Annotated in this window: 1 protein-coding gene (only partly in view); it reads left to right on the top strand. The window is 70.8% G+C overall.

The features are described 5' to 3' along the window. Nucleotides 1-249: 249 nt before the first annotated feature. A protein-coding gene (locus tag H8N03_RS21140) for an OmpA family protein (RefSeq protein WP_187078205.1) crosses the window boundary here: on the top strand, nt 250-16,245 show its beginning. The gene runs 19,347 nt beyond the window's last position; 15,996 of the gene's 35,343 nt are visible here — the first part of the coding sequence; the start codon lies at nt 250-252; its stop codon lies off the right edge, out of view.

The following is a 16,245-nucleotide window of genomic DNA, read 5'->3' as shown; positions in this document are numbered from 1 at the left end:
CGCCGTTCCGTGCATCGGAACCCGCCATCGCATGCGCATGCGAGCGTTTGAAACAACGGCGTGACACTTTGTGTGCACTTGAAAAGCACATAGGCATCGTTAAGGCCTTGCCCTATAACAGCGGTCCGTCGATGCACGTGGGTCGACGAGAACTCGAATAACCGGTACCCCAAAAGTACTCGAGACCGGGGGAGATTCGAACCCGACAACGAGTGTGGACAGGCCCAGGCGCCTGTCCGAGGGGTTGCCATGCAAAGCATTCGCACTCTGCGCGAGGCATTCGCGCGTTCGTGGATCGCCACCCAGATCCGCCAGGCCTTCGGCTCCGACACACCCGAATTGCCGTCACCGCGCGAGGAAGCGCGGCGCGCGCGCGAACGGCGCCAAGGCGCGCTCCCGCAGCGGCCGCAGGTGCACTACCGGCGCTCGCGTCGTCCCATGCCCAGGCGCGGGGCCTTCGGCCTCGAGCCGATGGAGCCGCGGCTCCTGCTGTCGGCGGACATCGTCTACGCGGAGCTCGACACGCCGCCGGCGACCTTCTCCGACATTCCCGCGTATGCGGCGTCGCTCGTATCGACGAACTTCACGCTGCGCGCGGAGCAGGACGGGTCCGACTTCTACTGGCGCCTCTACGGCACCGGCACCGACCTCCTGCCGATCCCCGAGGTGCAGGTCGAGGAATTCCTCATCGCCGATGCCACCGACCTGGACGTGAACCTCAGTCGCTCCGACCTGGGCTTCACCGACATCGGCGGCCTGGGCCTGAAGCTCAGTGACTTCGTCGGCGACCGCATCACCATCGACATGGACAGCCTGGCCGTCCTCGACGGGCAGTTCGGCGACGCCACGGTGGACATCGATTTCGCCGGCGGCAAGGACCTGGACATCGGGGCGATCTTCGGCATCGAGATCCCGTCGCCGCTGACGGTCCTCGACGACCAGATGGTCCTGGGCGGCTCGGGCACCGCGTTCACGCGCGACGTCAGGATCCACAGCAGCTCCGACATCACCGGTACCGCCACGGACGATTCGACCGTCGCGATCAGCATGACGGGCGACCTCGAGATCAAGTCCGATTCGCGCATCGAACTGCTGGCCGGCACCTCCGTCGCCGCGAGCAACATCAGCCTGCTCGCCGAGGCCACGGGCTCGCCGCTGGTGAAGGGCCTGCTCGCGAACGCCACGGGCAAGGTGGTCCTCAGCGGCACCACGCTCACGGCCACCGGCGGCACGGTCAACGTGACCGCGCGCGGCGTGGTGGACGCGACCGGCGACAAGGCCGAGGACGGCGACGAGTACTTCGGCAACACCCTCGCGGGCACGGTGTTCACCAGCTTCGCGACGGCGAGGGTCGACATCGTCGGCGCCACGACCATCACCGCCGACGACCTCAACGTGCTGGCGGAGGTGGACAGCGACATCGAGGCGAGCGTGTCTTCCGCCTCGGCCACCGTCAAGATCCTCAGCGTGTGGGCTGCCGGGGACGCGCGGGTGAACATCGGCGACGCGACGGCGGGCACGACCACGCTGAACATCGCACAGGCGCTGAGCGCCGAGGCGAAGAGCGACGTCAACATCCAGGCGGAGGCCAAGCCGGTCGCGCCCGCGGAAGGCGAGGAGGCCGAGGCGCAGTCGGCCGACGCGGCGATCACCAACGTCAACGTCGTCGACGTTGGCATTCCCGTCCTCGTGCCGGACGGGTTCACCAGCGGCGCCGACATGCTGGTCGGCGGAACCACCAGCATCACCGCCGGGACCAGTGCGGCCTTCCTCGCAACCGACGTGATCACGGTGGTGAACACCGCGGACGGCGACGACGAGACCGACACCTTCGGCGGCACGCTGGCCCTGACCATCGTCGACTCCGACACGACGGCCGCCCTCGGCGGCACGGCGGTGGTGAACGCGCCGACCGTCACGGTCGCCGCGAGCACGACCCGTTCCATCACCACCAGCGCCACGGCCACACCGGGCGGCGTGCAGGACGACGAAGCGGAAACCACCGAAGGCGAGCAGGCGCTGGAGGACAACGACGCCCAGACCGGCGACGGCGACCTGACCATCGCCGCGGCCATCGCCATCAGCCACACGCAGGGCACCACCAGGGCCTCGGTCGACGGTGCCTCCGTCACGATCACCGCGACGAGCAAGGTGGACGTGACGGCAACCGTCACCGACACCGTGTCCGCGGAAGCCGACGCCACGGCCGCCGGCTCGCCCGGCATCGCTGCCGCGGCCGCGATCAACCACGTGGACATCGGCGTCGAGGCCTTCCTGGGCGGCGTGCTGGCGGTCACCACGCCGGCCGTCAACGTCACGGCCACCCTGGACGCGGACAATACGTACAAGTCCCTGGCCACCTCGGGCGCGGGCTCCACCGACGGCCTGGGCGCCGCCGGTGCCTTCGCGGTCAACTGGATCGGCACCACCGTGCGCGCCCACGTGGCCAGCAACGCCGCGATCGACCTGAACGGGGCGTCCCTGACCCTGGTGGCGAAGAGCGAGACGAAGGCGACCGCCGAGGCGAAGCCGGAGCAGGACGGCGTCACCGGCGACACGGTCGGCATCGGCGCTTCCTTCGCCCTGAGCATCGTCGACCACAAGACGGAAGCCCTGTTCGGCACGGGCGCCTCCGTCACCGAGGCGTCCACGGCGAACGTCACGGCGGACGGAAAGCACGCCATCGCGACCACGGCCGAAATGAGCGCCTCGGGCGGCACCGCGATCAACCCGGTGGTGGCCCTCAGCTTCACGAACAACACGACCAGCGTGCTGTTCGACACCGCCTCCACCCTCGCGGCCACCGGCAACATCGAAGCCGTGGCGACCCATGCCGTCGACATCGAGACGGAGGGCAAGGGCGATGCCGAGGCGGACGACAGCCTGGCCATCGGCGGCGTGTTCGCGTACACGAGCTCCGCCGAGATCGTCGCGGCCCGGACGCTGGGCGCGATCAGCAGCAGCGGCGGCAACGTGGGCCTGAAGGCGCGCAGCCAGGGCAAGTCGCAGACCAGCACGACCGCCAGCGCCAGCGGCGCCACCGAAGGCGATTCCAACGTCGACGAGCAGGGCGATGCGCAGGCCGAGGCCGCCGAAGCCCAGGGCGCCGAGGGCTCCGGGAACAAGAAGCCGAGTTCCAGCACGTCGGACGGCGCGATCGCCGCCGCCGCGGCGATCAGCATCAGCGTCAACGATGCCTCGGCGAGCGCCACGGTGGGGCAGGGCGGCAGCATCAGCGCCGCCAACGGCACGGTCACCGTCAGCTCGCTCGTCAACCACGACAGCAGCACCAACGCCGACGGCTCCGCGGTGTCCGAAGGCTCCGCCGGCATCGGCGCGGCCGCGGCCGCGACGCGCACCGACGTGATCAACCGGGCCCAGGTCGAGGACGGCGGCACGATCACCGCCGACGGCATCACCATCGAAGCCGGCATGCTGGAGGTCGACGGCGACAAGAAGCACACGAGCAGTTCCAGCGCCAAGGCCGGCGCGGGCTCCGAGGACAGCATCGGCATCGCGGGCGCGTTCGGCCTCACGATCACGACCAGCCTGGTCGAGGCGGGCGTCGCCACCGGCGGCACGGTCACCCTGGCCGACGGCACGGACCCCGGCAACACCGATGCGGGCGAGTTCAAGGTGAGCGCGCAGGAGGACAGCCGCAACACCTCGAAGGCCGAACCCTCCGTCACCGCCACGGGCGGCTTCGGCTTCGGCGCATCCGCGGCCTTCTCCATCGCGACGCACGAAGTCGTCGCCGAAGTGGCGCAGGACGGCATCGTCAACGGCGCCAAGGACGTCTCGCTGCTGGCGAAGTCCAACCTGGACGTGGACGCGACCGCCAAGGCCGGCGTCAAGGGCGACGTGGCGATCGCGCCCGTGGTGGCCGTGGCGCTCGTCGACACCTTCACCATCGCCCGCCTGGCGGGCCTGGAGTCCGGCAGCGGCAACTTCACGGGCAACCTGTCCATCGTCTCCGAGCACACGGGCAACGTGGAAAGCCACGCGGCCGGCTCGGCGGACTCCCAGGACGCCGCGGTCGGCATCGCCGTGGCCGTCACGCACACGGACGAACAGACGCGCGCCTACCTGGAACGCTCGCTCACCGTGGGCGGCAACGCATTGGTGAACGCCAGGGGCATGCACGACGCGAGCGCGGACTCGAAGGCCACGGCCTCCGGCGCGCGCGACACCGAGACCGACACCGGCGACAAGAACGCGGACCAGAAGACGGAGCAGCAGGTCGGCGAGGCCACGGAGAAGCGCAAGGTCGAAGGCGCGACGCGCCGGCGCGACCTGCCGGCGCCTCCCGGCGCGGGCTACGTCTACTTCAACACGGACCAGTCGGGGACCGCGGAGCTGGACCAGGACGAGCGCGAGATGCTCGATCGCTACGCCGAGTACCTCGTCGCGCACCAGGCCTCGGGCACGGAAGGTGCCCGCGCGACGGTGTCGGGCTTCACCGATGCGGTCGATACCTACGCGGACAACCTGGAGCTGTCCCGCCAGCGCGCGCTGACGGTCTTCAATTACCTGGTGAGCAAGGGCGTCGACGCCGACCGCATCACCATGTTCTGGTACGGCGAGACGAACCTCGCCACCAACACCAATGCGGCCGAACAGCGCAACCGCCGCGTCGAGGTGCAGATCCACGGGCCGGACTCCGAGAAGTTCCAGCGCAGCATCCAGTTCGCCGTCGACGAGCCGCTCCCCGGCGACAGCCTCACCGACTACACGGACCTGAACTTCGACGCGGACAACCTGACGGAACTCGCCGACTTTGCCGCGGTGCTGAACGCCAACCGCGATGCCATCGGCACGGTGGCAGGCCACACCAGCACCACGGCGCAGCCCGAATACAACATGGCGCTGTCGGAGCGGCGCGCCAAGATGGTCGCGAACTACCTGGTCAACGAGCTGGACGTCGACCGCGACCAGCTGCGCGTCGTCTGGCTCGGCGAGACCGACCTCGCGGTGCCGACGCCCGACGAAACGGAGAACACGCCCAATCGCCGCGTGCTGCTCTCGGTGCACCTGAGCAAGTCCGCGTCGGTGACCGAACAGGACCCGCCCAGCGAGGAGGAAGTCAAGAAGCCCACCACGGAGACCGAGCCCGAGGATGGCGAGGGCGAAGAGGAAGGCAAGGAGAAGAACGGGGCCGTGGCCGTCGCCGCGGCCTTCGCGCTGGACATGGCCGAAGCCAGCACCGCCGCCTCGGTGGGCGGCGACATCACGCTGGTCATCCAGGGCACGCTCATCGTCCGCAGCGAAGCGAACATGAACGCCGCGGCCTATGCCGACGGCACCTCGGTGACCAGCGAGAGCGGCACCGCGGTCGGCGCGGCCATCGCGCTGAACTGGTCGGACGCCGACCAGCAGGCCGAGATCGCCGGCGCGATCGTCACGGCGGACGGCATCACCGTCGAAACGCGGATGCTCGAGCGCACGGTGGACCTCACGGCCACGGAACCGCAGACGGTCGACGTAGCCGCGAACACGATCTTCGTGGGCGACGCCGACGGCCTGACCACCGGCGAGGAAGTCACCTACAGCAATGGCGGCGGCACCAGCATCGGCGGGCTCACCGACGACGGCGGCACCACCAAGTACTACGTCATCAAGCTGGACGGACAGAAGATCCAGCTGGCCAGCTCGCTCGAGAACGCGCAGGCCGGCACCGCGATCGACCTGACGGATGACGGCGATGGCGATTCGCACAAGATCGACCGCGCCGGCGACGACAACGACATCACCTTCGACCCGGACAAGAAGCGGGTCGAGTTCACGCTGGGCGACGACGTGGCGTGGGTCACGGGCGACGCGGTCGTCTACGACAACGACGGCAATCCCGACATCGGCACCGGCACCAGGAAGCTCACCGACGGCACCACCTACTTCGTCATCACGGCGCCGCCAGGCACCGGCGGTACCTTCCAGCTGGCCGCGTCGCGCGAGGATGCGCTCGCCGGCAAGGCCGTCGAGATCGACACCGGCGGCGGGACGCAGGGCAAGCTGAAGGAGAGCGTGCACAGCGGCGGCGCCATGGCGGTTTCCGGCGCCGGGCAGGGCAAGTACGGCGTGGCCGGGTCGTTCGCCGGCAACCTCGCGACGGGCACGGTGCAGGCCGGCCTCGGCGATGGCGCGCTGCTCACGGCGCAGGACGGCACGGCCGACGGCAGCGACGCGGCCATTGGCGCCATCGTGGTCCGCGCGGACCAGTCCACCTACAACTTCGCCGGCGCCACGCCGAAGGCGGAGCCGGCTTCCGGCAAGGCGCTGGGCCTCGGCCTCTCCTTCGCCGTGAACGTGTCGGCGAGCGACACGCTGGTGACGGTCGCGGAAACCGCGGGCATCGCGGCGGCCGACGACGTCACGCTGGCCAGCAACGGCAGCTACGCCATGGCCGCGCAGGCCAAGGCGGGCGGCGAAGCGGCCCGCGAAGGCACGGCCATTGCGGGCGCGGTGGCGCTGAACGTGGCCTTGAACAACACCTCCACCACCGTCGTCGGCGAGGACGATGCCACGCCGGATGCGGCCGCCGCCTTCGAAGTCGACGGCGACCTGGCGATCACGGCCACCGGGCTGGAGAACGTTCGCACCGAAGCCGATGCCGACACGAAGGGCGCGCAGACGGGCGTGGGCATCGCCATCGGCCTGGGCTGGGTCGCCGACGATCCCGACGTGACCCTGGGCCGCGACGTGTCCGCCGGCGCGGCCACGGCCGACAGCGTGACGCTGTCGGCGGCTTCCGGCACCGCGGTCGCGACCGCCGTCAGCGGCAGCGCGGAAGGCGGCAAGAAGGAAGCCGAAGGCGGCAAGGACGCGGACGAGGAAACCACCGCGAAGACCGACACGGCGAAGAAGAAGTCCGGCGCCGACCTCGGCGCGCCCACGGCGGGCAACCAGGTCGACGGCGCGAACGCCACCGCGAGCGAGCAGACCGGCAACCCGGGCGAACAGGGCGGGACGGCGCAGAACGCGTCCACCCAGCAGCAGGGCGGCTCCGTGCGCGTGGCCGGCGCCATCGCCGGCATGTACGTGCAGTCGGAAGCGAAGGTCACCATCGAGGACGACGTCACCATCGACACCAGCGGGCTGCTGCGCGCAGCCGCGACCAGCGACACGGACGTGTCGACCCTCGCCACCGGCCTGGCCTATGCCAAGGACGCGAAGACGGGTGTCGGCGCCGCGGTCGCCGTGAACTACGTGGAGCTCCTCGACACGGTCGCCATCGGCGAGAACGTGACCATCACCGCCGGCAGCGTGGAGCTGGAAGCCGGCACCACCGCCGGCCAGCAGAGCAACATCCAGACGATCGCGCTCGCGGGCGGCGGCGCGGCGCAGGAAGAGGGCGAGGGCCAGTCCAACGAAGGCAAGACCTCGGCGGCCGGCGCCGCCGGCGTCAACATCGTGACGGGCCAGGCGTCCGCCACCATCGGCGCGGGCGCCACCGTCACCGCCACGGCGGGTGACGTGGACGTGACCGCGCGCCGCCACGTCGGCGTGCAGAACATCGCCGGCGGCGGTGCGCTCACGCAGGGCAACAGCGGCAGCAGCGACAAGAGCATCGGCCTCGCGATCGGCTTCAACTGGGTCGACCTGGACACGACGGCGTCGATAGGCGACGCCGCGACCGTCAGCGCCACGGGCGACGTGACGGTGGTGGCCGACGCGGTCACGGCCGCGGCCCCGATCGACATCCCGGACATCCCGCTGATCGACGAACCCACGATCGAGGTGTCCAACCTCGTGATCGGGGCGGCCATCGGCGCCAGCAGCAGCGGCGAGGGCAATGCGGCCGGCTGGTCCGCGGCCGGCTCCGCCGCGGTCAACGTGGTGCAGGGACAGACCCATGCCTTCGTGGGCGCCGGGGCGCAGGTGACGGCGGGGGACGACGTCGAGGTGCGTGCCACCGACAGGACGACGATCACGGACGTGGTCGGTGGCCTCGCCGGCAGCAAGGAAGGCAAGGCCGTCGGCGTCAGCCTGGACGTGAGCGTGGTCCTCAAGGACACGCAGGCCTGGATCGCGGCGGCGGACGACCTCGTCACGCCCACGCAGGTCACGGCGGGCGGCAACGTGGTGGTCGACGCGGACAGCGACGAGGACGTCTTCGCGCTGAGCCTCAACATCGGCCTCGCGCTCGGCGGCGGCGAGGACGAGGACAAGGACGCGCCGGCCGGTGCCGGCGGCCTGATCGTCACCTGGCTGGACACCGACACCCGCGCCTACGTGGGGCGCGACCTGGAGTCCGGCACTCCCGCTGCCGGCACGGTGGCCATCGCGGCCCAGGGCAGCGTCGCCATCGCGGCCGACAGCACGACCACGGCGGACCTGGCCACGGGCAGTGCCGCGGTCTCGCTCGCCAATGGCGGCTATGGCGCTTCCGTCACGGTCCTCGTGGACCTCGACCGGACCGTCGCCTTCGTCGGCGACGACGCCTCCGTCACGGCGCTGGGCAACAAGGCGGTCGACGTGCGCGACGGCGTGCACGACGGCGACGGCAACCAGGGCACGCAGTCCGTGCGCGGCTTCGCCCTCGGGGCGAGTTCGTACGAGGACCACTTCCTGCTGGCGATCGGCGCCGGCGGCACCACCGAGGACGACAAGGCAGGCCTCGGCCTGTCCGTCACGGTCGACGTGAGCCAGGGCGACACGCTGGCGCACGTCGGCGCGGGCACGAGCATCAACGCCGACAACACCGGCGCCCATGCGGAGCAGGGCGTCCTCGTGCGCGCGGTGGACACCACCGACATCGAGCAGGTCGCGGGCGGGCTCGCGATCGCCACCGAGACCGCCATCGGCGGCGCCATCACCGTCGCCATCGTGGAGAACGACGTCGAGGCGCTGGCCCTGTGCGACAACACCGTCCACGCGGCCGGCAACGTCACGCTGGATGCGCAGACGCACGGCGACATCGGCGCCATCGCCATCGGCGTGGCGGGCGTGCTGGACACCGGCAGCTCCAGCGACAGCAATGGCGGCGACGACAGCACGGACTTCACCGGCGCCGGCAGTGGCGCCGGCAACACGGTGGACAACGCCACGCTGGCCGAGATCCGTGGCGGCGGCGCGGTGGATGCCGGCGGTGCCGTGGCGCTGAGCGCGAGCGACGACACCTCCTTGCACGTCGACGCGGGCGGCGCCGCCATCGCGGCCGCCACCTCCGACGGTGGCGATCTCGTCGCGGTGGGCGTCTCCATCGCGGTCAACCTGGTGGACGTGGTCGTCCGCGCGAAGATCACCGACAGCACGGTGGACGCAGCCAGCGTCTCCGTCTCCGCGAGCAACGCGCAGGAGATCCGCGCCCTGACGCTGGCCGGGGCGGTCGGCGTCGACACGAGCGGCGGCACGGCCTTCGGTGGCGCCGGATCGGCATCCGGCAACGACATCGATGCGAGCATCGAGGCCGTCATCGACCCGAGCAGCATCACCACCACGGGCAACGTCTCCGTGGCGGCGACCGACAACACCACCATCAACGCCGACGCGGCCTCCGCGGCCATCGTCGTCGTCACGGGCGGCGACAGCGAAAAGGCGGAAGCGATCTCCGTGGGCGCCGCGGTCGCGGTCAACCTGGTCGAGACCCACACCCTGGCGGCCATCGACGACACGAGCGTCACCGCGGGCGGATCGGTGAGCGTCACGGCCACGTCCAGCAGCGACATCGACGCGCTGGCGCTGGGCATCGCGGGCTCGGTGGCCAACGGCGGCAGCAACGGCGCGACCGCGGTGGCCGGCGCGGGCTCCGGCACCTACAACGAGATCGCCAACACCATCCGGGCGCGCATCGGCAGTTCGAGCGTGGACGCGGATGGCGGCGTCAGCGTGGCGGCGACGGACAGCAGCACCATAGACGCGCTCGCCGGCGCGGTCAGCATCAACATCGCGGTCAGCTCCAGCGGCAGCAACGTCGGCGTCGGGCTCGGCGTCTCCCTCGCCATCAACTCCATCGACAACGACACTTCCGCGATCATCGACGACAGCAGCGTCCTCGCGGGCGGCGACGTCGCCCTGGCCGCGGCCGGTTCCGGTTCGATCGAGGCGATCGCCTTCGGCGTGGGCCTCGGCATCACCACGGGCAGCAGCGACACTTCGGTGAACGCGAATGCATCGGTCGCCCTGACCTTCAACACCGTCACGAACGACGTGCGGGCGGCGATCGAGGACGGCGATGCGGGCGATGCGAACGCCGTGCAGGCGGGCGGCGGCGTGAGCCTGAGCGCCACGGAGTCCGGCATCATCGACGCCGACGCGGTCTCCGTCGGCGCCAACGTCACCGTGGGCAGCGGCAGCGGCACCTCCATCAACGGCAACATCGTGGCCTCGGTGGCCGAGAACACGATCACCAACACCGCAAGCGCCGTCATCGACGGCGTGGACGTGACGGCCGACACCGGCGACATCACGCTGGCCGCTTCCTCCAGCAAGGACATAGCTGCCACCGTCGTGGCCGTGGCGGTCGGCGTTTCCGCCGGCGGCGGCAGCGGCACCACGGTGGCGCTCACCGGCGCCGGCGCGGGTGCCACGAACACCATCACAAACTCGGTGCTGGCGCTGGTCGGCGATGCGAGCGTGACGGCCGATGCCGGTTCCGTCTCGCTGACCGCCACGGATTCCACCAGCATCACGGCCGACGTCGTCGCCGCCTCCCTGGGCGGCGCCATCGGCAGCAGCGGCAGCGGCGGCTCGCTGTCGGTCGCGGTGAGCGTGGCCGAGAACACCATCGCCAACACCACGCGCGCCGTGGTGCAGGACGACGCGGACGTGACGGCCGGCGGCGATTTCGACGCGCACGCCAGTTCCACGGGTTCCATCGATGCGACGGGCGCCGCGGCCGCCCTCAGCCTGGGCATCACGAGCGGCAGTTGGTCCCTGTCGGGCGCGGGCGCCGGCGTGGGTGCCACCAACAGCATCGCGAACGTCGTCGAGGCGGGCGTCACCGGCGACTCCTCCGTGGACGCGGGCGGCGCAGCCAGCATCACCGCCACCGACTCCGCCAGCGTCGACGCCGAAGTGGTCACCGCTGCGGTCAGCGTGGCCGCGGGCGGCTCCAGCGCCTCCATCTCGCTGACCGCCTCGGTCTCCGTGGCGGAGAACAGCATCGCCAACCAGGTGCGGGCGCACGTGCTGGATGCCTCGCTCGAGGCCGACGGCGCCGTCGAGGTCGAAGCGGTGTCCAACAAGGACATAGACGCGCTGGGCGTCAGCCTGGCCGTGGACGTCAGCATCGGCAGCGGCAGCCTGACGCTGAGCGGCGCCGTGGGCGTCAGCCAGGCGAGCAACAGCATCGGCGGCGTCGTCGAGGCCGTGATCGAGGATGCCGACGCGGGCGAGGTGCAGCTGGTGCACGCGGGCGGCCCGCTCACCATGCTGGTGGACACCACCAGCACCATCGACGCGACCCTGGTCGTGGTGGCCGCTTCCGTGGCGGTCGGCGGCGGCACCGTCACCATCTCGCTGGCCGGCGCAGCCTCGGTTGCGGACAACACCATCACCAGCGAGGCCCGGGCCGGCATAGCCAACTCCGTGGTGACGACGGACAGCTTCCTCTCCGTCGACGCGATCGCCAACAGCCTGATCACTGCGGACACGGTGGCCATCGGCATCAGCGTCTCGGTGGGCAACACCGCGGCCCTGGGCGGCGCCGTGGGCGTGGCCTCGGCCACCAACACCATCGCCGGTTCGACCCAAGCGGTCATCGAGGGCGGCAGCTCCGTCACCGCCGGCGGCACCGTGTCGCTGGAACTGAAGGACCACGCGGCCATCGCGTCCAACGTGGTCGCGGCGGCGGTCTCCGTTTCCGTCTCCAGCAGCGTCTCGGGCGGCCTGGCCGTCTCCGTGGCGCTGGCCGAGAACAGCATCGAAGGCAACAGCCGGGCGGCGATCGAGGACTCGACCGTCACCGCCAACGGCCTGCTCAGCGACGTGCGGGTGGACGCCGACACGCAGAACACGATCGATGCCGTCGCGGTCGCCGCCTCCGTCAGCGTCGCCGCGAGCGGCGGCGGGCTGGCCTTCTCCGGCTCCGGCTCGGGCGCCTCCGCGCACAACGTGATCACCAACGCGGTGAGCGCCGGGATCGTCGGGTCCACCGTGACGGCGGGCGACGAAGTCGACGTCGAACTGACCGACCAGTCCACCATCACCGCCGATACGGCGTCCGTGGCGGCTTCCGTCTCCGTGTCCAGCGGGGCGGCGATCTCCGGCGTGGTGGCCATCACCATCGCGGAGAACGAGATCGGCGGCACCTACCGGGCCGCGATCGAGGATTCGACCGTGGATGCGCTCGGCGGCGGCGTCGCCGTCACGGCACATGCGGACAACACCATCGATGCCTTCGGCATGGCCGTGGGCATCAGCGTCAGCGGCTCCAGCGGCTTCGCGGTCGGCGTGGGCGGCACCGGCGTGTCGGCCACCAACGTTCTCACCAACACGCTGGAAGCCAGCATTTCCGGTTCGGACATCACCGCCGACGGCCTCGTCGACCTGGATGCGACCGACGAGTCCGCCATCAAGTCCGAGCTCGTGGCCATGACGGCCGCGATCTCCATCTCGAGTTCGGCGGCGGTTTCCTTCGCCGTCAGCATCACGCTGGCGGAGAACCAGATCGGCTCCACGACGAAGGCGACGATCGAGGACTCCACCGTCGACACCACGGGCGGCATCACGGTCGAGGCGCTGGTCGACACGGACATCGACGCCCTGGGCGTCATGCTCGCCATCACCCTGGCCGGCAGCGGCGGCTTCTCCGGCGGCGTGTCCGTGGCGGGCCTGGTGGTGCGCAACGTCACCACCAACACCACCGAAGCGTCCATCGTCGACAGCGCCTCCGTGCACGCGGACGGCGACGTGCTCGTGAAGGCACGCGACCTCTCCAGCATCACCTCCGACAACGCCAACGTCTCGGTCGGCGTGGGCATCTCCAGCAGCGTGTCAGTCAGCCTGACCATCAACGCGACGATCGCCGAGAACAGCATCGGCGGCATCACGGTGGCCAGCATCGAGAACTCCACCGTCTCGGGCGACGACCTGAACGTCGAAGCGCTGAGCCAGGCCGACATCGACGCCCTGGGCGTGTCCGTGGCGCTCTCCGTCACGGGTTCGGGCGGCGCGGCGATCGGCGGTGCCGGCAGCGGCATCCGCGCCGTCAACAGCTCCACCCACCAGACGGAAGCGTCCATCCGCGGCTCCAGCGCCACCTTCACCGGCGGCGACGTCCTCGTGCAGGCGCAGGACAAGTCCACCATCACCTCCGACATCGCCAACGTGGCGGCCTCGGTGGGCATCTCCAGCGGCGCCTCGGTGTCGCTGTCGATCGCGGCGACGATCGCCGAAAACACGCTCGGCAGCGCCACCCTGGCCACCGTCGACGACTCGAACGTGAGCGGTGCCAGGCTGGACGTGAAGGCGCTGAACCAGGCGAACATCGATGCCCTCGGTGCGACGATCGCCTTCACCGTCGCCGGCTCCGGCGGCGTCGCCGTGGGCGGCGCGGGCGCGGGCGTGGAAGCGGTCAACACGATCACCAGCACCACGGAGGCGTCGATCCGCAACGGGTCCGCCGCCAACATGACCGGCGCCGTGCTGGTCGACGCGCAGGACAAGTCGCTGATCACCTCCGACATCGCGACCGTCGCGGCGTCCCTCAGCTTCAGCGGCGGCGCGTCCGTCGCCCTGACGGTCGCGGCCACCATCGCCGAGAACAACGTCGGCGGCTCCACGCTGGCCTCGGTGGACGCATCCACCGTCACCGGCGCATCGCTGGACGTCAAGGCGCTCAACGACGCCGAGATCGACGCGCTGGCCGTCACCATCGCCGTGTCGGTCTCCGGCAGCGGCGGCTTCTCGCTGGACGGCGCCGGGGCCGGCGTGAAGGCCCGCAACGTCCTCACCAACACGACCGAGGCCTCGGTCCGCGACGGCTCCAGCGTCAACGTGGGCACGGGCGCCGCGCTGGTGCAGGCGGACAACACGGCCTCCATCCTCTCCGACATCGCCACCGTCGCGGCGGCGCTGTCCTTCTCCGGCGGCGGTGCGATCAACGTGGTGCTCGCGGCCACCCTCGCCGAGAACAGCATCGGCGGGTCGACCACGGCCACCATCGACGACTCCCTCCTGGTCGCCGGCGACCTCGACGTGCTGGCCACCAACGATTCCAGCATCGACACGCTGGCCGCCACGATCAGCATCTCGGTCACCGCGGCCTCCGGCCTGGCCGTGGGCGTCGCGGGCGCGGGGGTGGAATCCGTCAACACCACCACCAACGTCACCGAAGCGTCCATCCGCGACGGCTCCACCGTCACGGTGAACAACGGCGACGTGCTGGTCAAGGCCCAGGACACTTCGGACATCATCTCGGACATCGCCACGGTCTCCGCCTCCATCGGCATCAGCGGCGGCGTGGCCGTGAACATCAGCGTGGCGGGAACGGTGGCGGAGAACAGCATCGGCGGCGGCACGTCCGCGCTGATCGACGACTCCACGGTCACCGCCTCCCACGTGGAGGTGAACGCGCTCAACGACAGCACGATCGACGCCCTCGCGGCGACCATCGCCTTCACCCTGTCCGGCAGCGCCGGCATGTCCATCGGCGGCGCGGGCGCCGGCGTGGAAGCCCGCAACACCACCACCAACACCACCCAGGCGCTGATCCGCAACGGCTCGCACGTCACCGCCACGCAGGGCGCGGGCTCGGTGATCGTCAAGGCCGAGGACAAGTCGAACGTCTCCGCCGACCTGACGACCGCCTCGGTCGCCGTCTCCATCGGCGGCGGCGGCGCGGTGAGCCTCGCGATCGCCGCGACGATCGCGGAGAACACCATCGGCAGCAACACCTACGCCGGCATCGGCGGCGTGAGCGGCGCCGCCGACGGCACCGTGGTGACGACCGACTTGCTGGACATCGACGCCATCGGCGGCGCCACCATCGAGGCGCTGGGCATCGCCGTCGCCTTCTCCGGCGGCGGCTCGGGCGGCGTGTCCATCACCGGCGCGGGCGCCGGTGTCGAGGCGCACAACACCATCAACGGCACCACGCAGGCCCACATCCGCAACGCGCAGGTGACGGTGACCGCCGGCGACGTGACCGTCGACGCGCAGGACAACGCCGTCATCGACGCGACCCTGGCCTCGGCCTCGGTCGCCCTGAGCCTCTCCGGTGGCGCTTCCATGAGCATCGCGATCTCCGTGACGCTCGCCGAGAACGTCCTGAACGGCAACACCGCCGCGCTGCTGGACGACGCCGACGTGGACGCCTCCACGCTCGCCGTGCGGGCCCGCAGCGACGCGGACATCGACAGCGAGGCCGTCGCCGTGGCCCTGGCGCTGTCCGGCGCGGTGGGCTTCACGCTCAGCGGCGCGGGCACGGGCGCGGATGCGCGCAACGAGCTGAACAACACGGTGGAGGCCGGCATCGTCGGCGACTCCGACGTGGACACGACCAGCAACGTGGTCCTGAGCGCGATCGAGAGCTCGAAGATCGACACCGACGTGGTCGCGGCCTCCGTCTCCGCGGGCATCTCCGCCGGCGGGGCCATGTCGGTCGCCATCGCGGTGTCGCTCAGCGAGGTCTCGTACAACACGGTGACCAAGGCGCACATCGCCGACTCCGACGTGACGTCCGCCAACGGCGACATCACGCTCACGGCGCTGTCCGAGGGAACCATCGAAGTCGACGCGGTCGCCACGGCCGTCACGGTCAGTGCCTCCGCGGGCCTGTCGCTCGCCGGCTCCGGCACGGGCGTCATCACGCGCATCGCGTCCAGCAACCTCACGCAGGCGGCGATCACCGGCGACTCCAACGTGGTCGCCACCAACGGCGACGTGCGCCTGGAGGCGGACGACACCAAGACCCTCACCACCAACGCGACCGGTGTCTCGGTCTCGCTCACCGTCGCCCTCGGGCTGTCGGCGGGCGCGGCCGCCGTCGTCTCCACGGTCGACGTGGACTACGACGGCACGGTGCAGGCGACGATCCAGAACAGCGAGGTGACCGCCGGCGGCGACATCACCCTGGCCGCGGACAGCACGACCACGTCCAACGCGCACGCGCTCGGCGTCTCCATCGCGATGAGCGTGGGCAGCGTCGCGGCAGGGTTCAGCGTCGCGGCCGGCCTGGTCGACAACGACATCGGCCAGACGGTGGACGCCAGCATCCTCGGCTCGGACCTCGCGTCCGACCAGGCAGTCACGGCCGGCGGCGAGATCAAGCTGGAGGCCGAGGACCACAACACGATGACGGCGATC

The sequence above is a fragment of the Ramlibacter cellulosilyticus genome (assembly GCF_014297465.1).
GTDB classification, from domain to species: domain Bacteria; phylum Pseudomonadota; class Gammaproteobacteria; order Burkholderiales; family Burkholderiaceae_C; genus Ramlibacter; species Ramlibacter cellulosilyticus.
The sequence above is the reverse complement of the archived record's forward strand: the minus strand, read 5'-3'. Positions and strand labels throughout refer to the sequence as shown.